The organism is Streptacidiphilus jeojiense, from assembly GCF_000719095.1.
GTDB lineage: Bacteria > Actinomycetota > Actinomycetes > Streptomycetales > Streptomycetaceae > Streptacidiphilus > Streptacidiphilus jeojiensis.
Genome location: NZ_JOEH01000001.1, coordinates 347,568 through 371,307 on the forward strand (window position 1 = coordinate 347,568; position 23,740 = coordinate 371,307).

Here is a 23,740-nt window from a genome sequence, read left to right on the forward strand (position 1 = left end):
GGAAGATCTCAACCGACGAGATGCGCCTGACCACTGCGGAGCAGCGTCACCGCGGTCTCCGCCAGCGCCGCCGGGTCCACCGGCGCGGCGATGGCGGCGTCGGCGCGGCTCCAGGCGGCGAGCCAGGAGTCCTGCGGCCGGCCGATCAGGACCAGCACCGGCGGGCAGCCGTAGACCTCGTCCTTGAGCTGCCGGCCCAGGCCCATCCCGCCGACCGGGGTGGCCTCGCCGTCCAGCACCAGCAGGTCCAGCCGGCGGACCCCCTTGGCGTGGGCGTCCAGTGCCTTCAGCACCGCCGGCGCGGTGGCGCACTCCAGGTACTGGAGCTCCGCCAGGTCCGTCGCCGGCCGCTTCCCCAGCGCCAGCAGGACCTGCTCGCGGGTGGAGCGGTCGTCGCTGTAGACAAGAACGTTCAGTGCCATGGTCGGTATCCCCCTGGGATGTCCTCGGGCTGCTGATGGGTGACCGGGGTCACTTCGGCGTCTGCGCCGGATGCTACTCCCGAAGCACCGCCCTCAGCACCGGTACGAAACGGGAAGATCGGGACGGCAGCCGTCCGGCCGTTCCGGGTTCACCATTTCGGGGGACCCGGCGGCCAGTCGCGCACGGACACCGCCGGGCGGCGCCCCCCGCCATCCGGGCTACCTGCGAGGTCGTCAGGGGTCCGACCACGGCCGGAGGGTACGTCACCAGCCGGACACACCGAGGAACACCCCCCGGAGTGAAGACGGAATAAGCGACCGACATAATGACCGTCGTGGCGACAGCAACTGCAGTAGAAACCGGGCACGCACACGGATCGGTCAACCGGCCGAACCTGGTCAGCGTCGGAACCATCGTCTGGCTGGCTTCCGAGCTGATGTTCTTCGCGGCCCTCTTCGCGATGTACTTCACACTCCGCTCGGTCACCGGGACGGAGTACTGGCATTCCATCAACGAAGCCCTCAACGTTCCCTTCGCGTCGGGCAACACCACGATCCTGGTGCTCTCCTCCTTCACCTGCCAGATGGGTGTCTTCGCCGCCGAACGCGGCGACGTGAAGAAGCTCAGGGCGTGGTTCATCCTCACCTTCATCATGGGTGCGACGTTCATCGGCGGTCAGATCTTCGAGTACACGGACCTGGTCAAGCACGACCACATCTCGCTGTCCTCGGGCCCCTACGGTTCGGTGTTCTACCTGACCACCGGCTTCCACGGCATGCACGTGACGGGTGGTCTGATCGCCTTCCTGCTGGTCCTCGGCCGTACGTACGCCGCCAAGCGGTTCACGCACGAGCAGGCCACAGCGGCGATCGTCGTGTCCTATTACTGGCACTTCGTCGACGTGGTCTGGATCGGCCTCTTCGCGACCATTTACCTGATCAAGTAGGCCAGGGTCGGACCGTCCTCCCGGCACACCGCCGGGCGGTCCCCACAGACCGACCTGACGGTCAGCCAGACTCCAGACGCTCCAGATCCTCACACCGGGGTTAATCCGTGAAAAAGCTCTCCGCACGACGGCGCCACCCGCTGGCAGCGCTCGTCGTCCTACTCTTTGCGCTGGCGACGACCGGGGGGCTGTACGCGGCGTTCGCTCCGGCCGGCAACGCCCAGGCCGACAGCAGCCAGTCCCTGCAGATCGAGCAGGGCAAGAAGCTGTTCGCCGTGGGCTGCTCCAGCTGCCACGCTCTCAGCGGCGAGGGGACGAAGGACGGGCCCACCCTGGTGGGTGTGGGTTCTGCCAGCGTGGACTTCCAGGTGGGCACCGGACGCATGCCGGCCCAGCAGCCGGGTGCGCAGATCCCCGCCAAGAAGGTGATCTACACCCAGGACGAGATCAACGAGCTGGCCGCCTACGTGGCCTCGCTCGGCGCCGGTCCGTCGATCCCGACGTCCGACCAGTACGCCGCCGGCGACGTCGCCAAGGGTGGAGAGCTGTTCCGTACCAACTGCGCGCAGTGCCACAACTTCGCCGGTTCCGGCGGCGCGCTGTCCGAGGGCAAGTACGCGCCCTCCCTGGACGGCGTGAGCGCCAAGCACCTCTACGAGGCCATGCTCACCGGCCCGCAGAACATGCCGTCCTTCCCGAACAGCACCCTGTCCACGCAGAACAAGCAGGACATCATCGCCTACGTGCAGCACACCACCGACCCGGCGAAGAACCCCAGCTTCGGCGGGCTCACCCTGGGCGCACTGGGTCCGGTGACCGAGGGCCTGTTCGGCTGGATCTTCGCGCTGGGCGCCCTGATCGGTATCGCGATCTGGATCGCCGCCCGCACCCCCAAGGCCAAGAAGTCATGACGAGCCAGGACAACATGTCTGAAGAACACCTGCCGGAGGCCCACGGGGCCCACGGCGGAGAGCTAGCCGTCCACGGTGACGCCTTCGCCGATCCGGGGCTGCCGCCCCACGAGCACCGCCGTACCGACATCGACGAGCACGCCGCCGCCAGGGCGGAGCGCCAGGTGGCGATGTGGTTCCTGCTCTCGATGGTCGCGACGATCGGTTTCATCGCGTCCTACGTGCTCTTCAAGCCGGGGCCCGAGCTCAAGAACACGGTCTACATCTTCCCGCTGGGTCACATCAGCAAGCTCAACTTCTCGTTGGGCATGACCCTCGGCATCTCGCTGTTCGCCATCGGCGCCGGCGCGGTCCACTGGGCCCGCACGCTGATGTCGGACGAGGAGCACATCGCCGAGCGCCACCCGATCGAGGCCAGCCCCGAGGTCCGCGAGCAGGTCTTCGCCGACTTCCGCCAGGGTGCCAAGGAGAGCGGCTTCGGCCGTCGCAAGCTGATCCGCAACACCATGATCGGCGCCATGGCGATGGTCCCGCTGTCCGCGGTGGTGCTGTTCCGCGACCTCGGTCCGCTGCCGGAGAAGAAGCTCGACTCCACCGAGTGGGCCAAGGGCAAGCGCCTGGTCAACATGAACACCAACGAGCCGATGAAGGCCTCCGACATCACGGTGGGCTCGCTGACCTTCGCCAAGCCGGAAGGCGTGGAGGAGAGCGACGAGGACTTCCAGGAGGTCATCGCCAAGGCCGCGGTGATGCTGGTCCGGATGCAGCCGGCCGACATCAAGGACCAGACGTCGGCGGAGTGGGGCTACGAGGGCGTCCTCTGCTACTCCAAGATCTGCACCCACGTCGGCTGCCCGATCAGCCTCTACGAGCAGCAGACGCACCACGTCCTCTGCCCGTGCCACCAGTCGACCTTCGACCTCTCCGACGGTGGCCGAGTGATCTTCGGCCCGGCCGGGCACCCCCTGCCGCAGCTGCAGATCTCGGTCAACGGCGACGGCTACCTCGAGGCACTCGGCGACTTCAGCAAGCCCGTCGGCCCCGGCTTCTGGGAGCGCAGCTAACCATGACCACTCACGCGGAACCCACAGCGGTCGGCGACCACGACGACCACCAGGTCGGCCACAGCGAGGCCGGGGTCGACCAGGCCCACCTCGGCGAGAAGGCGGCGGACTGGGTCGACGGCCGGCTCGGCATCTACGGGCTGGCCAAGGCCAACCTGCGGAAGATCTTCCCGGACCACTGGTCCTTCATGCTCGGCGAGATCTGCCTCTACAGCTTCATCATCATCATCCTGACCGGCGTCTACCTGACGCTGTTCTTCACCCCCAGCATGGGTGAGGTCGTCTACCACGGCTCCTACACCCCGCTGAACGGCATCCGGATGTCGGAGGCCTACAAGTCCACCCTGGACATCAGCTTCGACGTCCGCGGCGGCCTGCTGATCCGTCAGATCCACCACTGGGCGGCCATCGTCTTCGTGGCGGCCATGCTGGTGCACATGATGCGCGTCTTCTTCACCGGCGCGTTCCGCAAGCCCCGCGAGATCAACTGGCTGTTCGGCTTCCTGCTGCTCTTCCTGGGCATGTTCGACGGCTTCATGGGCTACTCCCTCCCGGACGACCTGCTGTCCGGTACGGGTATCCGCTTCATGGAGGGCGCGATCCTGTCGATGCCGATCGTCGGCACCTACATCGCGATGTTCCTGTACGGGGGCCAGTTCCCCGGCAACGACATCATCCCGCGCTTCTACACGATCCACGTGCTGCTGATCCCGGGCATCATGCTGGGCCTGCTGGTGGCCCACCTGATCCTGGTCTTCTACCACAAGCACACCCAGTTCGCGGGCCCCGGACGGACCGAGAAGAACGTCATCGGCATGCCGCTGATGCCGGTCTACATGGCCAAGGCGGGAGGCTTCTTCTTCCTGGTCTTCGGCGTCATCGCGATGGTCTCGGCGATCGCCTCGGTCAACCCGATCTGGGCCTACGGCCCCTACCGGCCGGACCAGGTGTCCACCGACGCCCAGCCGGACTGGTACATGGGCTTCTCCGAGGGCCTGATCCGCATCATGCCCGGCTGGGAGATCAGGGCCTTCGGGCACACCCTGGTCCTCGGCGTCTTCATCCCGCTGATGATCTTCGGCCTGGTGATGATCGTGATCGCGGCCTACCCCTTCCTGGAGGGGTGGATCACCGGCGACAAGCGCGAGCACCACATCCTGGACCGCCCGCGCAACGCGCCGATGCGCACCGCGTTCGGTGTCGCCTGGATCGCGGAGTACGGCATCCTGCTGGTGGCCGGCGGCAACGACCTGTTCGCCACGCACTTCAACCTGTCGATCAACACCATCACCTGGGCCTGCCGGATCCTCTTCTTCGTCGGCCCGGTGATCGCCTTCACCATCACCAAGCGCTGGTGCATCGGCCTGCAGCGCCGTGACCGGGACAAGGTCCTGCACGGCCGCGAGACCGGCACCATCAAGCGCCTGCCGCACGGTGAGTTCATCGAGGTGCACGAGCAGCTCTCCCCGGAGGCGCTGCACACCATCACCGCGCACGAGCAGTTCCAGCCGATGGAGCTGCCGGCCGAGGTGGACGAGAACGGCGTCAAGCGCAAGGTCTCGCTGCTGACCAAGACCCGTGCCCGGCTCTCCCAGAGCTACTTCGGCGAGGCCGCGCAGATCCCCAAGCCGACCCCGGAGGAGCACGCCGAGATCACCAGCGGCCACGGCCACCACTGATCCCGCTCCACCGCACGGCAGTACCCGAAGGGCCCCTCCCGCAGCACTCGCGGGAGGGGCCCTTCGGTCTGCTTGCTGAGGACGGGTCAGCCCTCGACGGCGAACTCCCCGCCCGCCCTGGTCTCCGCTCCCCGGATTTCCAGCTGGGCGCCGATGTGGTGCAGGAACTCCTCCCAGCGGGCCACGAACTCCGGGTCGTGCGGGCTCAGTCCGGTGGCCATCCGGGTGATCTGCGGGAGCAGCGACGGATAGCTGCCCATCGCGAAGGTCAGCAGCTGGAACAGCACCGGATCGGTCCCGGGATTGATCATCCCGGCTGCCTGGCGCCGTCTGATCTCCTCGATCTGGGCCTGGATCACCGGCTGCCGCTCCTCCTCGCGCGGGACCGTCCGGTCGCCGTAGGCGAGTGCCTCCCGCTGCAGGTAGCCCATCCAGGAGCTGTCCCCCGCCTCGTGCTCGTGGTAGTGGAAGGCGAGGAAGTCACCGATCGTGTCCGGGGCCTCGGCGGCCCGTTCCAGCCGGGAGGCCCTGAAACGGCCCAGCAGGTCGGTGAACAGGGTGTCGCCGACCCGGCCGCCGGTGGACAGGAACATCGACCAGGCGAAGCCGCTGGCCCAGCCGGGCAGCCGCTCGATCAGCGCGTTGGACGGCTGCCCCGGGGCGTGCGGCAGCCGGAACACCAGCAGTGCGGCGACCAGCAGCAGCCCGGCGGAGATCGGCAGCACCTCGGAGAAGGCGGTGGAGTAGGCCGCTCCCGGCGCGGACTGCCCGACCAGGTCGAAGAAGACCAGCCCGAACAGGGCCACTCCCAGCACGTTCGCGGTCTGCATGATCGTGGTGACGATGCCCGATCCCGAGCCGGCGTCCTTCGGCGGTACCCCGGAGATGATGGTGCCGACCAGCGGGCTCATCCCCAGGCCCTGGCCCAGTCCCGTGATCAGCAGCGTCGGCGCCAGCGTCCACACGGTCAGCGAGGTGCCCGCCGTGTACGCCGTGGCCGCGGTGGCCAGCAGCCCGAGCCCGGCCACCAGGTAGCCGAGCGTCAGCACATGGCGGCCGAGTACCGGCACCAGCCTGGGGGCCCGCAGCGAGGTGACGAAGAAGCCGAGGGCCGAGGGTGTGTAGACCATCGCCGAGTCGATCGGCGAGAAGCCGAGACCGGTCTGCAGGTAGACCGCGAGCGTGAACAGGAAGCCGGCGTAGGAGGCCATGAACAGCAGGGCGATCGGCACCCCGCCGGCGAAGCTGCGGTTGCGGAACAGGTCCAGCCGCACCAGCGGCTGGCCGCCCTCCCGCCGGCCGACCCGGTGCTCGTAGCGGACGAAGGCGTATCCGGCCGGGACCGCGGCGACCAGGCAGACCAGCAGCCAGGCGGGCCAGCCCTGGTCACGGCCGATCAGCAGCGGCACCGACAGCAGCAGCAGGAACAGCGTGACCAGGCCGACCCCGCCCAGGTCCAGCCGGGTGCCCGGGACCGGCTCGTCCCTGGGCAGCCAGACCAGCGCCGCCGCCACGGCCAGCAGCCCGATCGGGACGTTCACCAGGAAGACCGGACGCCAGGTCCAGCCGAACAGGTTCGCGGCCAGCAGTCCGCCGCCGATCAGCTGCCCGGCGATGGAGGCGATGCCGATGACCGCGCCGAAGGTGCCCAGCGCCTTGATCCTGGACTGGCCCTGGTAGGTGGTCTGGATGATCGCCAGGACCTGCGGGTAGAGCATCGCTCCGCCGATGCCCTGCAGCACCCGGGCCACGATCAGCACGTCGATGCTGGGCGCCGCCCCGCACAGCGCCGAGGCCGCCGAGAAGACCAGCAGTCCGGCCACGAACATGTGCTTGCGGCCGATGATGTCCCCCAGCCGCCCACCGGTGACCAGCAGGGCGGCATAGGCGATGGTGTAACCGGAGACCACCAGCTCGACCGCGCCGAAGCCGGCGTGCAGCCCGCTGCGGATCGAGGGGATGGCGACGTTCACGATGGCGACGTCGAGGATCGCCATGAAGGTACCGACCAGGACGACGGGCAGGACGAATCTCGACTGCCCCGGCGTCGTCCCGGTTACGGGTTCGGACATGCGGACCGCGGTGGCGCTCTCGGACAACGGGATTCCCCTCCTGGAATGGCCAAGTGCCGTACCGCCGCCCATTGTTCAGGCGAACGTGCGTGCGCGCAGGGTCATTTCCAGGAATGCTGCCGGAGGGCTGCTCAGGCCTCCGGACGCAGGTGTCCCACCTCGGCCGCGGTCCGGCCGTCCACCGCGCCGGTGTCGACCGGCCGGCCCAGGGCGCTGCCCTTGAGCCAGTCGTCCCAGGACAGGTTCCAGTCGCCGAAGCCGTTGCTGAAGGTCTCCATCTGGTGGCCCCGGCTGTTGACCACGTCCACCACGTCGCCGCGCCGGACGGTGTCGTAGAACCAGTGCGCGTTCTCGGTGCTCATCCCGGTGCAGCCGTGGCTGACGTTGGCGACCCCCTGCTGGTCCACCGACCAGGGCGCGGCGTGGACGTACTCGCCGCTCCAGGTGACCCTGGTGTCCCAGTGCACGTCCAGGTGGTAGGACTCGGAGCTGCCGGCCGGGATGCCGATGGTGGTGGAGTTCATGTAGACCACCGGCGACTGCTCCAGGATCACCTTGAACCCGCTGCGGGTGGAGAAGCCCGGCTTCCCGGTGGTGATCGGCAGCGTCCTGATCACCTTGTCGTTGCGGTAGACCGTCATCTCGTCGCTGCCGGCGTCGGTGAGCGCGAGGACCTTGTCCCCGGTGCTGAAGGAGATCCTGCTGGGGGCGCCGGCGTAGAGCCCCGCGCCGACCGGCAGGCCCTGCATGGAGAAGGCCGCGCTGACGGCGGCGTGCGCGGGCCAGTAGGTCCTGGGGCGGAAGTGCAGGGTGCTGTCGTCCACCCAGTACCAGCCGCCCTGCACCGAGGGGGTGGAGTCGACGGTCAGACCGCGCTCCACGGCCTTCCTGGCGGCCGGGTCGTGCACGGGGGTGCTCAGGGTCGCCGTGATCGGCTCGCCGACCCCGTAGACGGCCTTGTCGCCGGGCGTGAGCTTCACCGTCAGGGTCTTCGGGGCGGGCTTGGTGGCGAACTGCTGGACCGTGGTCCCACGGCCGCCGTCGCCGTTGTCGGCGCTGATCCGCACGGTGTACTGCTGCCCCGCGCTCAGCGGCGCGCTGGAGCGCCAGCTGCGGTCGTCGGCGGCGATCGCCCCGGCCACCCGGCGGCCGCCGGCGTCGGTCACCACCACGTCGGTGAGCTGCCCGTGCGCGGCGGTGACCACCACCGGCAGGTCGGGGTCGACGGTCCGTCCGGACGGGCTGAGGCTGACCAGACCGGCCGCGTCCACCGAGCTCTCATGGCCCAGGCTGCTGCCACCACTGCACCCGCACAGCAGCAGCGGCCCGGCCGTCAACGCCGCTGCTGCCAGAAACCGAGCCCTCATGCCCTTGTCCTTCCCAAGCGCCGATAGTCGACGTACCGTCACATCCTAGGAAGAATCACAGCATTACACCCACTGACCGCGCCCCAACGAGTGATGCCGAATACGCGCGACCGGAAATGCAGAAGGGGCGGCGGACCGTCGAAACGGTCCGCCGCCCCTTCAGGGGGATGGAACTCACTGCGTCTGGTTCTCGCCCCGGTAGTACTCGAAGACCCAGCCGAAGATGCCGATCAGCAGGATGGGGGCGGAGAAGTACATCAGCCACCAGCCGAAGATGACGCCGCTGAACATCAGCGCCCCGCCGATGCCCAGGGACAGCGGCATCCAGCTGTGCGGGCTGAAGAAGCCCTGCACGCCGGCGTCGTCGGACACCTCGGCCTTGGGGTTGTCACCGGCCCCGGTGTCCACCCGCTTGGCGGTGAACAGCAGGTAGAAGGCGATGAAGGCGCCCAGCCCGAAGGCCATGAACAGTGCCGTGGTGCCGGTCGGGTCCTTGGACCAGATGCCGTACCAGATCGCGATGCCGAGGACGAAGACGGCGAAGCCAGCGAAGATCTTGCCCTGTTCCCTCATCGGTCACCCGCCTCCTTCTCGGTGTCGGCAGCGGCTGCCTCCAGTGCGGCGACCAGGTGCGGCGGCACCTCGCCGTGGTTCTCCAGGTAGTCCTGGGCCGCGATCTCCGGGTGGTGCAGGTCGAACGCCGGGGACTCGGAGCGGATCCGCGGCAGGGTGAGGAAGTTGTGCCGCGGCGGCGGGCAGGAGGTCGCCCACTCCAGCGAACGGCCGTAGCCCCACGGGTCGTCGACGTCGACCTTCTCGCCGTACTTCGCGGTCTTCCACACGTTGTAGAAGAACGGCAGCATCGAGGCGCCGAGGATGAACGACCCGATGGTGGAGATCAGGTTCAGCGTGGTGAAGCCGTCGGTGGGCAGGTAGGTCGCGTAGCGACGCGGCATGCCCTCGGCGCCCAGCCAGTGCTGCACCAGGAAGGTGGTGTGGAAGCCGACGAACAGCATCCAGAAGGTGATCTTGCCCAGCCGCTCGTCCAGCATCTTGCCGGTCATCTTGGGCCACCAGAAGTGGAAGCCCGCGAACATCGCGAAGACGACCGTGCCGAACACCACGTAGTGGAAGTGCGCCACCACGAAGTAGGAGTCCGAGACGTGGAAGTCGATCGGCGGGGAGGCCAGCAGAACACCCGTCAGACCGCCGAAGAGGAAGGTCACCAGGAAGCCGACGGTCCACAGCATCGGGGTCTCGAAGCTCAGCGAGCCCCGCCACATGGTGCCGATCCAGTTGAAGAACTTCACCCCGGTGGGCACCGCGATGAGGAACGTCATGAAGGAGAAGAACGGCAGCAGCACCGCGCCGGTCACGTACATGTGGTGGGCCCACACGGTGACCGAGAGGCCGGCGATGGCGATGGTCGCCGCGATCAGGCTCTGGTAGCCGAACATCGGCTTGCGCGAGAACACCGGGACGATCTCGGAGATGATCCCGAAGAACGGCAGCGCGATGATGTACACCTCTGGATGGCCGAAGAACCAGAAGAGGTGTTGCCAGAGGATCGGCCCGCCGTTGGCGGGGTCGAAGACGTGCGCACCGAACTTGCGGTCCGCCTCCAGCGCCAGCAGCGCGGCGGCCAGGACCGGGAAGGCCAGCAGCACCAGCACCGCGGTGAGCAGCACGTTCCACACGAAGATCGGCATCCGGAACATGGTCATGCCGGGGGCACGCATGCAGAGGATGGTCGTGATGAAGTTGACCGAGCCGAGGATGGTACCGAAGCCGGACAGCGCCAGACCCATGATCCACATGTCGGCGCCGACACTCGGCGAGTGGATCGCGTCGGACAGCGGCGAGTAGGCGAACCAGCCGAAGTCGGCCGCACCCTGCGGGGTGAGGAAGCCGCCCACCGCGATCAGCGAGCCGAACAGGTACAGCCAGTACGCGAACATGTTCAGCCGCGGGAACGCCACGTCGGGCGCGCCGATCTGCAGCGGCATGATCCAGTTGGTGAAGCCGGCGAACAGCGGGGTGGCGAACATCAGCAGCATGATCGTGCCGTGCATGGTGAACGCCTGGTTGAACTGCTCGTTCGTCAGGACCGAGCCGTTCGGCTGTGCCAGCTGCGCACGCATCGTCAGCGCCAGGATGCCGCCGATGATGAAGAACGCGAACGAGGTGACCAGGTACAGCGTGCCGATGGTCTTGTGGTCGGTGGTGGTCATCCACTTGATGACCTGGGTCCCGGACTTGCGCTCAAGCGCGCTCTTCCGGCCCACGGTGGCGGTACCACCGCTGAGACCCTGGGGTTCGTTGAGGATCGTCATTTGGCGTTGTCCGCTCCGGTGGTCGTGATGCCCGCGGGCACGAAGCCCTTCTGGCCCTTGGCGCGAAGCTCGGCGATGTGCGCGTCGTACTCGGCCGGGGTGACCACCTTGACGTTGAACAGCATCTGCGAGTGGTCGACACCGCAGAGCTCGGTGCACTTCCCGCGGAAGGTGCCGAGCGCGGTGGGCGTCACCTCGAACTTGTTCACCACACCGGGGATGACGTCCATCTTCATCAGGAAGTCGACCGGCCAGAAGCCGTGGATCACGTCACGCGAGGTGAGGTCGAACTCGACCTTCTCCCCCAGCGGCAGCCACAGCGTGGGCGGGGTTCCCGGCGTGCCGACGTCGTAGGCGCCGCCGTCGTCACCGGCCACGTCGCCCTGGCTCTTGTTGGTGACGGTGTGGTTGTAGTTGAACGCCCAGCTCCACTGGAAACCGACGACGTTGACCGTGGTGGCCGGCGTCGGGGTCTTGAGGAGGTAGTCCTCGTCACGCGCGGTGTAGGCGAAGAAGACCGACACCATGATCAGCGGCACCACGGTGAACAGTGCCTCGACCGGCATGTTGTACCGGAACTGCTGCGGCACCTCGATCTTGGTGCGGCTGCGCCGGTGGAAGAACACGCTCCACAGGATCAGTCCCCAGACGAGGACACCGACAGCCAGCGCCGCGATCCACGAGCTCTGCCAGATGAAGAGGACGGTCTTGCCCTGCTCGTCACGCGGAGTGGGCAGGCCGAGCCGGGGCAGTTGCGAGGACGAGCAGCCGGTGGCGGTGGCAAGGACGAGGCCCAGCGTGAGCGCTGAGAGCAGCTTCCGCCGCATCGAGCGCCGCGGCGAGCGGTCGGAGCCGTTGGGACTCACGTAGCGCCTTCCCGAAGTCTCGCCCGCTCACGCGCCACCCGGGTAACTGTGGTCCCGGCGGCCCGGTCAGCGGGCAGGGTATGGATGTTTATGCGGGCCAAACCCTACTCCAGGCGTATCGGAGCTTCGCGGGCAGGTCCGGCTAACGCGCCGAGGCGGCCCCCGGATGGCCCCCGAACGGATGGATTCCCAGGTCAGATGGGCACTTCGCACACCCGGGGAGCATTCCGGCGACACGCCGGTGGCACCCGGCTGACACACCATAAGGCACCCAAACGATCACACTGTGGACGGCCCCCTGACGTCCCGCCAAGGACCTGCTCGCTAACGTGTGAAGGTGCCGTACTTCGACGCAGCCTCGACCGCCCCGCTGCACCCGCTCGCCCGGCAGGCGCTGCTGTCCGCGCTCGACGAGGGCTGGGCCGACCCGGCCCGGCTCTACCGGGACGGACGCCGGGCCAGGATGCTGCTGGACGCCGCCCGCGAGACCGTCGCCGCGGAACTCGGCGCCCGTACCGACGAAGTGGTGTTCACCACGTCGGGGACGCAGGCCAACCAGCTCGCGGTGCTGGGCGCGCTCGCCGGGAATCACCGGAACGGGCGACACCTGGTCCACTCCGCGGTCGAACACTCCTCCGTGCTCCACGCGGCCGAGCGACACCAGGCCGACGGGGGCACCGCCGCCGCCGTCCCGGTGGACCGTCAGGGACGGGTCCGCACCGGGGCGTTCGCCGAGGAGCTGCGCCCCGGCACCGCGCTGGCCGCCCTGCAGTCGGCCAACCACGAGGTGGGGACGGTGCAGCCGGTCGCCGAGGTGGCCGAGCTGTGCGCGGAGCGGGGGGTGCCGCTGCTGGTCGACGCGGCCCAGTCGCTCGGGCCGCTGGGGGCGCCCCGGGGCTGGTCGCTGCTGACCGCCTCGGCGCACAAGTGGGGCGGACCGGCGGGCGTCGGTGTGCTGGCGGTCCGCAAGGGCGTCCGCTACCGCTCGCCGCTGCCCGCGGACGACCGGGAGGCCGGGCGGGTGCCCGGCCACGTCAACGTCCCCGCGGTGATCGCGGCGGCGGTCGCGCTGCGCGCGGTCCGGCAGGAGGCGGCGGCGCTGAACCCGGTGCAGCACGCCAGGATCGCCCGGCTGCGGGAGGCCCTGCCGGGGCTGGTCCCCGACCTGGCCGTGCTCGGCCCCGCCGAGGACCGGCTGCCCCACCTGCTGACCTTCTCCTGCCTCTACGTCGACGGGGAGGCACTGCTGGGCGAGCTGGACCGGGCCGGCTTCGCCGTCACCTCCGGCTCCTCCTGCACCTCCAGCACGCTGATGCCCAGCCATGTGCTGGCCGCGATGGGGGTGCTCACCGAGGGCAACATCCGGGTGTCGCTGCCGGCGGACTGCGCCGACGCCGACCTCGACCGCTTCCTGGAGGTCCTCCCCCGGGCCGTCGCAGCGGTCCGCAGTACGCTCGACGCTCCGTCAGCAACGCCGTCGACGGACGAACTGACCCTGGACACCCTGGGCCGCCGCTGTCCGATCCCGGTGATCGAGCTGGCCAGACACCTCGGCGACGTCCCGGTCGGCGGGCTCATCAGAGTCCTGTCCGACGACGAGGCCGCGGGGCTCGATATCCCGGCCTGGTGCGAGATGCGCGATCAGGAGTACGTGGGGAGCGAACCCGCGGAGGGCGTCGGCGCCGTTGCCTACCTGATCCGCCGTCTGAGCTGAGGTTGCGCAGTTCCCCGCGCCCCTGTTTTAGGGGCGCGGGGAACTGCGCGAACGTCAGCCACCCACCGACGTGGAGCGGATCGCTCAGGCCAGGTGCGTCCGGACCTCGGCGGCCGCGTCCTCGCCGTAGGCCACGGCAAAGCGGTCCAGGAAGTGCCCGCGCCGCAGCTCGTACTCCTGCGTGCCGACCGTCTCGATGACCAGGGTCGCCAGCATCGAGCCGATCTGCGCGCACCGCTCCAGACCCAGGTCCCAGGTCAGCCCCGCGAGGAACCCGGCCCGGAACGCGTCGCCGACACCCGTCGGGTCCGCCTTGACGTTCTCCACCGGGCAGTGCACCAGCACCGGCGGCTCACCCTTGCGGTCGATCCGGGCGCCCTTCGCGCCCAGCGTGGTGACCCGCACGCCGACCCGGTCCAGGATCTCCTCCTCGGACCAGCCGGTCTTGGTCTCGATCAGGGCCTTCTCGTACTCGTTGGAGAAGAGGTAGGTCGCCCCGTCCACCAGGCTGCGGATGTCGTGGCCGTCCAGCCGGGCCAGCTGCTGCGACGGGTCGGCCGCGAAGGCGTACCCGCGGTCGCGGCACTCCTCGGTGTGGCGGACCATCGCCTCCGGGTCGTCCGCGCCGATCAGCACCAGGTCCAGGCTGCCCAGCCGCTCGGCGATCGGCCGCAGTTCGATGTTGCGGGCCTCGCTCATCGCACCGGTGTAGAAGGACGCGATCTGGTTGTGGTCGGTGTCGGTGGTGCAGACGAACCGCGCCGTGTGCCGGGTCTCGGAGATCCGCACCGCGCTGGTGTCCACGTGGTGCCGGTCCAGCCAGGACCGGTACTCGGCGAAGTCCGCCCCGGCCGCGCCGACCAGGATCGGGTGCAGCCCGAGCAGGCCCATCCCGAAGCAGATGTTGGGGGCGACCCCGCCGCGGCGCACGTCCAGGGTGTCGACCAGGAAGGAGAGCGACACGGTGTGCATCTGCTCCGCCATGAACTGCTCCGCGAAACGTCCGGGGAAGGTCATGAGGTGGTCGGTGGCGATCGATCCGGTAACAGCGATGCGCACGGAAGGGCTCCTCGAAGCGGTTCTCTACGGGACTGCACACAGGGTGCCGACAGATGTCGGCCCCGAACACGGTACCGGCCGCACGCCGTGTCACCTCACCGGCACCTGCCGGTTACCCTGTGGTAGGCCTGGAATGCGCTCCGTTCCCGATCTAGGGTCGAAGGTGGACGGCGTCCACTCGCCGCCGGAACCGACCTCGGAGCACCGCATGCTGCCCAGGAACAACCCGATCCACGTCCCCGCCCACCTCCGCGGCGACGCCGACGCCGACACCCTCGCCGGTCTGGTGCACACCTCCCGCCGGATGGGCCTGTTCTGGCCGCTGCTGGCCACCTCCAAGGCCACCGACAAGGCCACCGCCGACCGGCCCGTGCACCCGGGATTCGAGGTCAGCGCCCGTTCGGCCGCCCTGGTCCGGGACCTCTCCGACTTCGGCGACTGATCCGGCGGAACCTGTTCCGCACCTTCCGCGTCCCATCATCGTTCAGCTATACGGGACAGCACGGGAGGCATGAGTGATGACTCGCAGGACGACGACCCGGACGACTGCACGGACAGCGGCGGCACTCGCGGTACTCGGAGCCGTCGCGCTGGGCAGCGCCACGGCATGCGCTTCCGGCTCCGCGGTGAACGCCGGCGGCTCGGCAGCGGTCTCGGTATCGCCCTCGGCCACGTCGTCGGTGGTCGTGCCGGTGCCCACCACGCCCGCGGCGGGCACCCAGACCGGCATCCAGCCCGGCGGCCCCAACATCCCCGCGCCGAGCAGCTCGGGCTCCGGCTCCGGTGCCGCGTCGGCCACCCCCACCGGCAGGGGTCAGACGGCCGACGGCTACTCCACCTCCGGCACCGTCCTCACCGTCCACTTCTACGGCGGTACCTGCGAGAAGTACGGCCTGCACACGGACCAGTCGGCCTCCGGCGAGGTCGCGGTGACCGTGGTGGTCACCCAGGGCCCCAAGACGGGCCAGATGTGCCCGGCCGTGCTGACCCCGCAGACGGTCAGCACCGACCTCGGGTCGCCGCTGGACGGGCGCAGGGTGGTGGACACCACCACCGGGAAGGCCCTCCCGCTCAGCGATCCGCTGCCCAGCAGCGGCACCGTGGTCACCCACGGTCCGACCAAGCCCAACTGACCCGGCCCGCCCGGCCCCGCACGCAGAACGGCGCCCCCGTCCGGACGGACGGGGGCGCCGCTGCTTCGGCCGTGCGCGGAGCGACTAGCTGAAGGAGTCGCCGCAGGCGCAGGAGCCGGTGGCGTTGGGGTTGTCGATCGTGAAGCCCTGCTTCTCGATGGTGTCGACGAAGTCGATGGAGGCGCCGCCGAGGTACGGAGCGCTCATCCGGTCGGTGACGACGCTCACGCCACCGAAGTCCTTCACGACATCGCCGTCGAGCGAGCGCTCGTCGAAGAACAGCTGGTAGCGCAGGCCCGAGCAGCCACCGGGCTGCACGGCGACGCGCAGCGCGAGGTCCTCGCGGCCCTCCTGCTCCAGCAGGCTCTTGACCTTGGCCGCGGCGGCATCGCTGAGGAGGATCCCGCTCTCGACGTTGGTCTCGTCCTGGACGGTCATCTGCATACTCCCGGGTTGTGACGACGTACTGCTGCTACCAGCGGCAAACCGGCGGCGTCCCCGAAGTATTCCGGGGATTGCCCACAAGTGGTAGGGGCATCTCCCATGCTCGCACACTGCCCGGCGGAGGCGGCCGGAACGGTCCCCTCCCGCGCCGGTCCGGAGGGAGACTGAGTCCATGCTCCTGCGCCCGGTCCGTGACAGCGCCTCCGACGCCGCAGCCGTCCGCGAGGTGTCCACCGCGGCCTTCGCCACCCTGGACCGCAGTCTCGGCGAGGAGCCGGGAGAGCCGACCCCGGCGGCCGTGGCGGTCTCCGACATCCGCACCCGGCACCTCGCCGGCACCGACCCCGGCGGCTGCTGGCTCGCCGAGGAGGACGGCCGGCCGATCGGCGCCGCCCTGGCCCTGCGCCGCGAGGGCCTGTGGGGGCTCTCGCTGTTCTGCGTGGTCCCGGAGGCCCAGGGCAAGGGGGTGGGACGGCTGCTGCTGGACCACGCCGTCGCCTACGGGCGCGGCTGCCTGCGCGGCATCGTCGCCTCCTCCCCGGACCCGCGCGCGGCCCGCCGCTACCAGGCGGCGGGGTTCAAGCTGCACCCGACGATGGAGCTGACCGGCCAGGTCGACCGGGCCGCGCTGCCGGACCCCGGCGGCATCCCGGTGCACCTCGGCGACGCCTCGCACCTGGCGCTGCTGGACTCGGTGGACCGCCGCGCCCGGGGCGGGGCGCACGGCCCGGACCACCCGGTGCTGCTGCGCACCAGCGACGAACTGCTGCTCGTCGACACCCTCACCGGCAGCGGCTACTGCTACCGGCGGGAGGGGCGGATCGTGCTGCTGGCGGCCACCTCCCGGCGGCTCGCCTCGCGGCTGCTGATCGAGGCACTGGCCCGGGTCCCGGCCGGGACCGAGGTGCGGATCGCCCGCGCCACCGCCGAGCAGGACTGGGCCGTGGCGGTCGGCCTGGCCGGCGGCCTGACCCTGCGCAACCGCGGCTACCTGGCCCTGCGCGGGATGCGCCCGCCGGCTCCGTACCTGCCGTCGAGCGCCTACCTCTGAGCGCTCTGAGCACCGGATCCCGGGCGGCGGTCAGACCATGGTGTCCAGGATCTCCCTGACCATCGCCATGGTGGTGCCGGGGTGCAGGAAGGCGAACCGGGAGACCACCTCGCCCTCCCACCCGGTCGGGGTGACGAAGCCCACCTGGTCCGCCAGCAGCTGCTCGGACCAGGCGTAGTAGTCCTCGGCCTGCCAGCCCAGGCGCCGGTAGACCAGACAGGAGAGCTCGGGCTCGCGGACCACCTCCAGCTGCGGGTACTCGGCGCGGATCAGCGCGGCGGTGTCCCTGGCCAGGCCGATCCCGGTCTCGATCGCCTCGGTGTAGGCGTCGGTGCCGTGCACCGCGAGCGAGAACCACAGCGGCAGGCCGCGGGCCCTGCGGGTGAGGTGGTAGGCGTAGTCGGTGGGGTTCCACTCCTGCTCGTGGTCGCCGGTGTGCAGCACGTCCAGGTAGGAGGCGTCCTGGGTGTGCACCGCCTTGGCCAGCCTCGGGTCCCGGTAGACCAGCGCCGCGCAGTCGAACGGCGCGAACAGCCACTTGTGCGGGTCCACCACGAAGGAGTCGGCGTGCTCGATGCCGTCGTACTTGGCCCGGACCGACGGGGCGAAGAGCCCGGCACCGCCGTAGGCGCCGTCGACGTGGAACCAGAGCCCGTACTCCCGGGCCACCTCGGCCAGCCCGGCCAGGTCGTCGACGATGCCGGCGTTGGTGGTGCCGGCCGTGCCGACCACCCCGATCACCGACGCCGGGTCGCCGTCGGCGGTCAGCGCCGCGCGCAGCGCCGCACCGGTCAGCCGGTGACCCTCGGTCGGCACCACCAGCTTCTCCACTCCGATGATGTTGAGCGTGTTGGTGACCGAGGAGTGGGTCTGGTCGCTCACCGCGATCCGCAGCCGAGCTCCGACGCCCACCCCCAGCCGGTGCCTGGCCGTGTCCCTGGCCACCACCAGGGCCGACAGGTTCCCGGCCGAACCGCCAGAGACGAAGCAGCCGCCGGCCGACTCGGGCAGCCCGGCCCGGTCCGAGATCAGCCGCAGCACCTGGTTCTCGGCGGCGATGGCGCCGGCCGCCTCCAGCCAGGAGATGCCCTGCAGCGAGGCGCAGGAGACCACCATGTCGAAGAGCAGCGCGGCCTTGGTGGGCGCACAGGGGATGAAGGACAGGTAACGGGGGCTGTCGGCCGAGATCACGGCGCGCGACAGCTCGTGGTCGTAGAGCTTCAGCACATCGGCAGGATCGTTTCCGCCGGGGCTCAGCAGCCCGTCCAGCACGGCTCCGAGCCGCTCGCCGTCGCCCGGGTGGTCCAGCGGCACCGGGTCGTACTGCAGCCGCTCCCGCATGTAGTCGAAGACCAGGTCGACCGTCCTGGCGTCGTACCGGTGCATGCGCTGGGTCACGGGAGGGTCCTCTCACGGCGGGCTCAGGTCGTGATCAACCCTAGGCAGCGGCAACCCCACCCGGCATGTCGGAACCCACCGCCCCACGCAGCATTCCTGCGCGTGCCAGCCCCACCGCGACGGTTTCCGAACAGGTGCGGCACGTGCACGGCTGGTCGCGCACCGAGGGTCAGCCAATCAGCCGGCTGAGCACCACCTGGCTACGGCTCCGCTGCACCCCGCGCTCCCGGCGGATCCGCTCGATCACCGCCTCCAGGTGCCCCGTGTCCGCCGCGCGGAGGTGCACCAGCGCGTCGGCGTCGCCGGTGACCGTCCAGGCGGCGACCACCTCGGGGAACTGCCGCAGCGCGGCCAGGATCTCCTCGGGGGAGGTCCGCTCCCGGCAGTAGACCTCGACGAAGGCCTCGGTACGCCATTCCAGCGAGGCCGGGTCCAGCACCACGGTGAAGCCGCGGACCACCCCGCGCTCCCGGAGCCGGTCCACCCGCCGTTTGACGGCCGTCGCGGACAGGTTGACCAGCAGCCCGATCTCCGCGTAGCTGGCCCGCCCGTCCCGGCCCAGCACTTCCAGGACCTTGCGGTCGGTCTCGTCCAGACGGGCGGCGGCGGAGTTCAGCGGTGCGGGCACGCGTACAGGATTAGCACACCGGCCACCGGACTCAACCCGGCTGACCGGCCCCGTCCTCGCGCAGGTGCAGCACCAGGCCGACCGCGGTGGCGGCGGCGCAGAGCAGCCCGGCCGTCAGCACGGCCGCGCCGCCGCCGACGAAGGTGGTGGCGAGCACCGCCAGCGCCGTGACCGGCAGCAGCAGCATCTGGACCGCACCGTGCTTGTTGTGCCGGGCGTGGATCGCCCACACCGTGAACAGGAAGAGCGCGGTCGGCCCGGTGACCACCGCTGCGGCGCCGGTGTCCGACAGGTGCCCCTCACCCACGGCGTGCTCGACGGCGGCCTCCAGCCCGGCCCCGATGCCGGCCGCGCTGAGGAAGACGAAGTAGTGGCCGTAGCCCCAGACGAACGCCTGCCGGTTGGACCGCAGGTAGTCGTGGATCGGCCGGGCGAAGTAGATCCACCAGGCCGAGAAGCAGACCAGCAGGCCGCCGGCGGCGATCGGCAGCACCTTCCCGAGGTCGCCGTGCCCGTTCACCCCGGACTGGACCGCGACGGTGGCCGCCGAGACCGTCTCCCCCAGCACGATCAGGGTGAACAGGCCGTAGCGCTCGGAGACGTGCTCGGGGTGCCAGGTGGTCGCGTACCGGCGCTCCGCGAACAGCGGGACCAGCATCTCCATCAGCACCACCGGCAGCAGCACCCAGACCTGCACCCGGTGCGGGAGCAGCACCGCGACCACCCAGAGGCACTGGCACAGTGCGATGCCGCCGGCGTAGCGCAGCCCCATCACCCGTTCGGGTCCGTCGGACGCCGAGGCCACCCGCAGCCACTGGGTGATCATCACCGTCCGCATCACCACGTAGCCGAGCACCGCGACCGCGATCCGGCCCTCGAACATCCGCGGCACCCCGGCCGCGAAGATCAGCGCGCCGGTGATCTGGACGAAGGTCGCCAGCCGGTAGGGGACGTCGTCGGTGTCGTAGGCCGAGGCGAACCAGGTGAAGTTCATCCAGGCCCACCAGACCCCGAAGAACACGAACAGGTAGTGCGGCAGCGCGTTCCAGCCGTGCCCGGCCGCGAAGGCGTGGGCCAGCTGCGAGCCGCCCTGGGCCACCGCGACCACGAAGCAGAGGTCGAAGAAGAGCTCCAACGGAGTGGACGCCCGGTGCTTCTCGGTGCGCTCCCTGCGCACCATCCGCCGCACTCCCGCACCGACGCCGATCGACCTGAGGCTCACCTACGCGTACCCTTCCCGTGGCTCTCCGACCGCCCTCACCTGCGACCCTCCCACAGAGCGGTGTACGTCACACTCCCACAGCGCCCGTCGTCACGGTGGCGCAAGCGGGTTATGATAGATAGCGTCAGATAGACGAAAAGGGTGGGGCGCCGCTGCCCCTCCCCCACAGGAGGGCAGTCCGCCCATGACCACCAACGGTGCACGCCCCGGAACACTGGCACAGGAACCGGCGCCCACCCCGCTGGCCCTGCTGCTGCTCGGCCGCGAGGCCGACACCGCCAGCGAGCGCGGCGTCGACTGCCCCGGCGACCTCCCCGCCGCCTCCGACCCGGACCTGGTCGCCCGCGCCCGCGCCGCCAAGGCCGCCCTCGGCGACCGGGTGTTCATCCTGGGCCACCACTACCAGCGCGACGAGGTCATCGAGTTCGCCGACGTCACCGGCGACTCCTTCAAGCTGGCCCGCGACGCCGCCAACAAGCCCGAGGCCGAGTACATCGTCTTCTGCGGCGTGCACTTCATGGCCGAGAGCGCGGACATCCTGACCAGCGCCGCCCAGCAGGTCATCCTCCCCGACCTGGCGGCCGGCTGCTCGATGGCCGACATGGCCACCGCCGAGCAGGTCGCCGAGTGCTGGGACGTGCTCACCGACGCCGGGATCGCCGACACCGTCGTCCCGGTCGCCTACATGAACTCCTCCGCCGACATCAAGGCCTTCACCGGCCGGCACGGCGGCACCATCTGCACCTCCTCCAACGCCCAGCGGGCCCTGGAGTGGGCCTTCGAGCAGGGGACCAAGGTGCTGTTCCTGCCGGACCAGCACCTGGGCCGCAACACCGCCGTACGCGACCTGGGCCTCAGCCCCGACGACTGCGTCGTCTACAACCCGCACAAGCCGGGCGGCGGGCTGACCCCCGAGCAGCTGCGGGCGGCCAAGATGATCCTGTGGCGCGGCCACTGCTCGGTCCACGGCCGCTTCTCGCTGGACTCGGTGAACGAGGTCCGCGAGCGCGTCCCCGGGGTCACCGTGCTGGTCCACCCGGAGTGCAAGCACGAGGTGGTCGAGGCCGCCGACCTGGTGGGCTCGACCGAGTACATCATCCGGGCGCTGGACGCCGCCGAGCCCGGCAGCAAGTGGGCCATCGGCACCGAGCTCAACCTGGTCCGCCGGCTGGCCAAGGCGCACCCGGACAAGGAGATCGTGTTCCTGGACCGCACCGTCTGCTTCTGCTCCACCATGAACCGGATCGACCTGCCGCACCTGGTCTGGACCCTGGAGTCGCTGGTCGAGGGCCGGGTCCCCAATGTGATCACGGTCGACCCGGAGACCGAGAAGCACGCCAAGGCGGCGCTGGACCAGATGCTGGCCCTGCCGTAACGGCTGCTGAAGCCGCGTCAGCAAGCAGGAGGGGCACCCCGGTCGGGGTGCCCCTCCTGCGTCCGCCGTCACTATCCGGGGATGAGCCCGTCGTCGTGCAGCAGTGCCTTGACCTCGTCCACCGTGGCGTCCTCGAACGGCAGGGTGGCGTCCGAGGGGACCAGCACGTCGTCCGCGACCGGCGTGCCGCCGGCCCGGACGGCAGCGAGCAGGGCGGCCAGGCTGACCTTGAAGTCGGCCCGGTCAGCTGTGTCGAGAGCGGCCAGCACGGCGTTGTCCAGCTCGTTGAGCCGGTCCCCCAGGCTGTCCGGGACCTCGAACTGGCCCTCCCCCATGATCCTGACGATCATGAGACTCTCCCTTACTTGTCGAACCGGGGCTGGTCCTGCGGCGTGGTCGGCTGCTGACCCTGCTCGATCGCGGGAGTCGGCTCCGCACTGCCGCCGGACAGCTCGGCCTTCATCCTGGCGAGCTCCAGCTCGACGTCCGAACCACTGGACATCCGCTCCAGCTCGGCGGTGATGTCGTCCTTGCGCATCCCGGTCGGGTCGTCGAGCGCGCCCGAGGCGAGCAGCTCGTCGATCGCGCCGGCCCGCGCCTGCATCTGCGCCGTCTTGTCCTCGGCCCGCTGGATCGCCAGGCCGACGTCGCCCATCTCCTCCGAGATCCCGGAGAAGGACTCGGCGATACGGGTCTGCGCCTGCGCGGCCGTGTAGGTGGCCTTGATGGTCTCCTTCTTGGTCCGGAAGGCGTCGACCTTGGACTGCAGCCGCTGGGAGGCGAGCGTGAGCTTCTCCTCCTCGCCCTGCAGGGCCTGGTACTGCGTCTCCAGGTCGGCGACCTGCTGCTGGATCCCGGAACGGCGGGTCAGCGCCTCACGGGCCAGGTCCTCGCGGCCGAGCGAGAGCGCCTTGCGGCCCTGCTCCTCCAGCGTCGAGGACTGCTTCTGGAGCTGCTGGAGCTGGAGCTCCAGGCGCTTGCGGGACGTCGCCACATCGGCCACTCCACGACGCACCTTCTGCAGCAGTTCGAGCTGTTTCTGGTACGAGTAGTCGAGTGTCTCCCGTGGGTCCTCCGCACGGTCCAAGGCCTTGTTGGCCTTGGCGCGGAAGATCATCGACATCCGCCTCATAATTCCGTCGCTCATGGGCCTCGCGCGCCCCCTTCTCCGGCCTGCCGGTTCTCGTACCCAAGACTACGGGGCGCGGGGCGTTCACCGCAGCGCACCGGCCTGCAACAAGAGTGCTACAGCAACACCGCAGCGGCGTCATCCGTGCGAGGGATACCTCCAGGTGTCGCCTCGACCACAGGCAGGAGCAGGGCCCCGGAGGCGGCACCGGGGCGGCCGAGGCAGCCGGTTGCCCACCAGGGCTAGGGATTACACCTGCTGACCACGTACTCTTGCCGTGTGTTCCGACGAAGCTCCCAGGATGCCCCCGCCGACGCCGTCACGCTCGAGAAGCCTGACTCCGCCGACCGCCCCGCCGCGCAAGCGCCCAAGGGCCGCCCCACGCCCAAGCGCAGTGAGGCCGAGGCCAACCGCCGCGGTCGCGCGTACGTGCCCAAGGACCGCAAGGAGGCCGCCAAGGACGCCCGCAGCCGCGACCGCTCCGCCCGCGAGCGGCAGCGCGCCGCGCTGCTGAACGGCGACGAGTCGGCGCTGCCGCCCCGCGACAAGGGCCCGGTGCGGCGCTTCGCCCGCGACTACGTGGACTCCCGGATGACGGCGGCCGAGTGGTTCCTGCCGTTCGCCGTGATCATCCTGCTGCTCAGTGTGATGCGCAGCCCCGCGCTGACCGCGATCTCGCTGGTGCTCTGGGTCGTGATCATCGCGCTGATCGTGGTGCACTCCTTCATCCTGTCCTTCGGCCTGCGCAAGCAGCTGGCCCAGCGCTTCCCGGACAAGAACACCAAGGGCGCGGTGGCGTACGCGCTGATGCGCACCCTGCAGATGCGCCGGCTGCGCCTGCCCAAGCCCCAGGTCAAGCGAGGGCAGAAGCCCTGATCGAGGCCTACGCCCACCGGGGTCGGCTGCCGGAGCAGCGCCAGGCGGGA

The 23,740-nt window shown here is 69.9% G+C and carries 23 protein-coding genes; 10 read left to right on the forward strand and 13 right to left on the reverse strand.

The window, feature by feature from the left end:
• Positions 1-8: 8 nt before the first annotated feature.
• Positions 9-422, reverse strand: coding sequence for a hypothetical protein (locus tag IF29_RS0101525; RefSeq protein WP_030248506.1), 414 nt, complete (start codon positions 420-422; stop codon positions 9-11).
• A 326-nt stretch (positions 423-748) separates the two neighbouring features.
• Between IF29_RS0101525 and ctaE the strand changes: the two genes are divergently transcribed.
• The 4 genes from ctaE to qcrB all read left to right on the forward strand — a co-directional run bounded on the left by ctaE (position 749) and on the right by qcrB (position 5,023).
• Entirely contained in the window at positions 749-1,369 is a 621-nt protein-coding gene (gene ctaE, locus IF29_RS0101530; RefSeq protein ID WP_030248509.1) for an aa3-type cytochrome oxidase subunit III, read from the forward strand.
• Positions 1,370-1,476: 107 nt separating this feature from the next.
• A complete protein-coding gene (gene qcrC / locus IF29_RS0101535) occupies positions 1,477-2,280 on the forward strand; it encodes a cytochrome bc1 complex diheme cytochrome c subunit (RefSeq protein ID WP_030248511.1) in 804 nt (267 codons plus the stop codon).
• A complete protein-coding gene (qcrA, locus tag IF29_RS0101540) occupies positions 2,277-3,344 on the forward strand; it encodes a cytochrome bc1 complex Rieske iron-sulfur subunit (protein WP_030248513.1) in 1,068 nt (355 codons plus the stop codon). Before qcrC ends, qcrA begins: the two co-directional genes overlap by 4 nt.
• Before the next feature lie 2 nt (positions 3,345-3,346).
• Complete coding sequence (qcrB, locus tag IF29_RS0101545; RefSeq protein ID WP_084713350.1) at positions 3,347-5,023, forward strand: cytochrome bc1 complex cytochrome b subunit; 1,677 nt, start codon at positions 3,347-3,349, stop codon at positions 5,021-5,023.
• Between the two features lie 86 nt (positions 5,024-5,109).
• Here the strand turns inward: qcrB and IF29_RS0101550 are convergent, their stop codons facing one another.
• The 5 genes from IF29_RS0101550 to ctaC all read right to left on the reverse strand — a co-directional run bounded on the left by IF29_RS0101550 (position 5,110) and on the right by ctaC (position 11,661).
• Positions 5,110-7,095, reverse strand: a complete 1,986-nt coding sequence (locus IF29_RS0101550) for an MFS transporter (RefSeq protein ID WP_198037236.1) — start codon at positions 7,093-7,095, stop codon at positions 5,110-5,112.
• 131 nt (positions 7,096-7,226) lie between these two features.
• Complete coding sequence (locus IF29_RS0101555) at positions 7,227-8,462, reverse strand: L,D-transpeptidase (protein WP_030248518.1); 1,236 nt, start codon at positions 8,460-8,462, stop codon at positions 7,227-7,229.
• A 174-nt stretch (positions 8,463-8,636) separates the two neighbouring features.
• Positions 8,637-9,035, reverse strand: a complete 399-nt coding sequence (locus IF29_RS0101560; protein ID WP_030248520.1) for a cytochrome c oxidase subunit 4 — start codon at positions 9,033-9,035, stop codon at positions 8,637-8,639.
• Positions 9,032-10,795, reverse strand: coding sequence for an aa3-type cytochrome oxidase subunit I (gene ctaD, locus IF29_RS0101565; RefSeq protein WP_030248521.1), 1,764 nt, complete (start codon positions 10,793-10,795; stop codon positions 9,032-9,034). The genes IF29_RS0101560 and ctaD overlap by 4 nt, the downstream gene beginning before the upstream one ends.
• A complete protein-coding gene (gene ctaC, locus IF29_RS0101570; RefSeq protein WP_030248523.1) occupies positions 10,792-11,661 on the reverse strand; it encodes an aa3-type cytochrome oxidase subunit II in 870 nt (289 codons plus the stop codon). The genes ctaD and ctaC overlap by 4 nt, the downstream gene beginning before the upstream one ends.
• Before the next feature lie 337 nt (positions 11,662-11,998).
• On the opposite strand from ctaC, the gene IF29_RS0101575 reads away from it, so the two are divergent.
• On the forward strand, positions 11,999-13,375 hold the full coding sequence (locus IF29_RS0101575; RefSeq protein WP_030248525.1) for a cysteine desulfurase/sulfurtransferase TusA family protein: 1,377 nt from the start codon (positions 11,999-12,001) through the stop codon (positions 13,373-13,375).
• 84 nt (positions 13,376-13,459) lie between these two features.
• Here the strand turns inward: IF29_RS0101575 and IF29_RS0101580 are convergent, their stop codons facing one another.
• The gene (locus IF29_RS0101580; RefSeq protein ID WP_030248527.1) at positions 13,460-14,434 is read right to left on the reverse strand and encodes a carbohydrate kinase family protein; all 975 of its coding nucleotides are present in this window, start codon (positions 14,432-14,434) and stop codon (positions 13,460-13,462) included.
• 208 nt (positions 14,435-14,642) lie between these two features.
• On the opposite strand from IF29_RS0101580, the gene IF29_RS0101585 reads away from it, so the two are divergent.
• Together IF29_RS0101585 and IF29_RS0101595 are read left to right on the forward strand one after the other, a co-directional pair.
• A complete protein-coding gene (locus IF29_RS0101585; RefSeq protein ID WP_157623516.1) occupies positions 14,643-14,876 on the forward strand; it encodes a hypothetical protein in 234 nt (77 codons plus the stop codon).
• Between the two features lie 76 nt (positions 14,877-14,952).
• Complete coding sequence (locus tag IF29_RS0101595) at positions 14,953-15,567, forward strand: hypothetical protein (RefSeq protein ID WP_157623518.1); 615 nt, start codon at positions 14,953-14,955, stop codon at positions 15,565-15,567.
• An 84-nt stretch (positions 15,568-15,651) separates the two neighbouring features.
• On the opposite strand, the gene IF29_RS0101600 is transcribed toward IF29_RS0101595, so the two are convergent.
• The gene (locus IF29_RS0101600; RefSeq protein WP_030248533.1) at positions 15,652-16,005 is read right to left on the reverse strand and encodes a HesB/IscA family protein; all 354 of its coding nucleotides are present in this window, start codon (positions 16,003-16,005) and stop codon (positions 15,652-15,654) included.
• A 178-nt stretch (positions 16,006-16,183) separates the two neighbouring features.
• Between IF29_RS0101600 and IF29_RS0101605 the strand changes: the two genes are divergently transcribed.
• Entirely contained in the window at positions 16,184-17,062 is an 879-nt protein-coding gene (locus tag IF29_RS0101605) for a GNAT family N-acetyltransferase (protein ID WP_030248534.1), read from the forward strand.
• A gap of 30 nt (positions 17,063-17,092) precedes the next feature.
• On the opposite strand, the gene IF29_RS0101610 is transcribed toward IF29_RS0101605, so the two are convergent.
• From IF29_RS0101610 to IF29_RS0101620, 3 genes are all read right to left on the reverse strand, one after another.
• Positions 17,093-18,460 carry a pyridoxal phosphate-dependent decarboxylase family protein gene (locus IF29_RS0101610; protein ID WP_232241970.1) on the reverse strand — a complete coding sequence of 456 codons (1,368 nt, stop codon included), beginning with the start codon at positions 18,458-18,460 and terminating at the stop codon, positions 17,093-17,095.
• A 169-nt stretch (positions 18,461-18,629) separates the two neighbouring features.
• On the reverse strand, positions 18,630-19,088 hold the full coding sequence (locus tag IF29_RS0101615) for an Lrp/AsnC family transcriptional regulator (protein ID WP_232241971.1): 459 nt from the start codon (positions 19,086-19,088) through the stop codon (positions 18,630-18,632).
• A gap of 31 nt (positions 19,089-19,119) precedes the next feature.
• Positions 19,120-20,310, reverse strand: a complete 1,191-nt coding sequence (locus tag IF29_RS0101620) for a low temperature requirement protein A (RefSeq protein ID WP_232241972.1) — start codon at positions 20,308-20,310, stop codon at positions 19,120-19,122.
• Positions 20,311-20,494: 184 nt separating this feature from the next.
• Between IF29_RS0101620 and nadA the strand changes: the two genes are divergently transcribed.
• Positions 20,495-21,685 carry a quinolinate synthase NadA gene (gene nadA / locus IF29_RS0101625; RefSeq protein WP_030248541.1) on the forward strand — a complete coding sequence of 397 codons (1,191 nt, stop codon included), beginning with the start codon at positions 20,495-20,497 and terminating at the stop codon, positions 21,683-21,685.
• 71 nt (positions 21,686-21,756) lie between these two features.
• On the opposite strand, the gene pspAA is transcribed toward nadA, so the two are convergent.
• Together pspAA and IF29_RS0101635 are read right to left on the reverse strand one after the other, a co-directional pair.
• Positions 21,757-22,035: a PspA-associated protein PspAA gene (pspAA, locus tag IF29_RS0101630; protein ID WP_030248542.1), complete on the reverse strand. Its 279-nt coding sequence runs from the start codon at positions 22,033-22,035 to the stop codon at positions 21,757-21,759.
• Positions 22,036-22,046: 11 nt separating this feature from the next.
• The gene (locus IF29_RS0101635) at positions 22,047-22,817 is read right to left on the reverse strand and encodes a PspA/IM30 family protein (RefSeq protein ID WP_030248544.1); all 771 of its coding nucleotides are present in this window, start codon (positions 22,815-22,817) and stop codon (positions 22,047-22,049) included.
• 276 nt (positions 22,818-23,093) lie between these two features.
• Between IF29_RS0101635 and IF29_RS0101640 the strand changes: the two genes are divergently transcribed.
• Positions 23,094-23,690, forward strand: a complete 597-nt coding sequence (locus IF29_RS0101640) for a DUF3043 domain-containing protein (protein ID WP_030248545.1) — start codon at positions 23,094-23,096, stop codon at positions 23,688-23,690.
• Positions 23,691-23,740 lie beyond the last annotated feature (50 nt).

Bases quoted from the DNA above. Each gene is read 5' to 3' on its own strand.
- pspAA (WP_030248542.1), bottom strand. From the start codon at position 22,035: ATGATCGTCAGGATCATGGGGGAGGGCCAGTTCGAGGTCCCGGACAGC.
- qcrA (WP_030248513.1), top strand. From the start codon at position 2,277: ATGACGAGCCAGGACAACATGTCTGAAGAACACCTGCCGGAGGCCCAC.
- ctaD (WP_030248521.1), bottom strand. From the start codon at position 10,795: ATGACGATCCTCAACGAACCCCAGGGTCTCAGCGGTGGTACCGCCACC.
- IF29_RS0101600 (WP_030248533.1), bottom strand. From the start codon at position 16,005: ATGACCGTCCAGGACGAGACCAACGTCGAGAGCGGGATCCTCCTCAGC.
- IF29_RS0101585 (WP_157623516.1), top strand. From the start codon at position 14,643: ATGCTGCCCAGGAACAACCCGATCCACGTCCCCGCCCACCTCCGCGGC.
- IF29_RS0101605 (WP_030248534.1), top strand. From the start codon at position 16,184: ATGCTCCTGCGCCCGGTCCGTGACAGCGCCTCCGACGCCGCAGCCGTC.
- IF29_RS0101555 (WP_030248518.1), bottom strand. From the start codon at position 8,462: ATGAGGGCTCGGTTTCTGGCAGCAGCGGCGTTGACGGCCGGGCCGCTG.
- IF29_RS0101635 (WP_030248544.1), bottom strand. From the start codon at position 22,817: ATGAGGCGGATGTCGATGATCTTCCGCGCCAAGGCCAACAAGGCCTTG.
- qcrB (WP_084713350.1), top strand. From the start codon at position 3,347: ATGACCACTCACGCGGAACCCACAGCGGTCGGCGACCACGACGACCAC.
- ctaE (WP_030248509.1), top strand. From the start codon at position 749: ATGACCGTCGTGGCGACAGCAACTGCAGTAGAAACCGGGCACGCACAC.
- nadA (WP_030248541.1), top strand. From the start codon at position 20,495: ATGACCACCAACGGTGCACGCCCCGGAACACTGGCACAGGAACCGGCG.
- IF29_RS0101550 (WP_198037236.1), bottom strand. From the start codon at position 7,095: ATGTCCGAACCCGTAACCGGGACGACGCCGGGGCAGTCGAGATTCGTC.
- IF29_RS0101525 (WP_030248506.1), bottom strand. From the start codon at position 422: ATGGCACTGAACGTTCTTGTCTACAGCGACGACCGCTCCACCCGCGAG.
- IF29_RS0101560 (WP_030248520.1), bottom strand. From the start codon at position 9,035: ATGAGGGAACAGGGCAAGATCTTCGCTGGCTTCGCCGTCTTCGTCCTC.
- IF29_RS0101595 (WP_157623518.1), top strand. From the start codon at position 14,953: ATGACTCGCAGGACGACGACCCGGACGACTGCACGGACAGCGGCGGCA.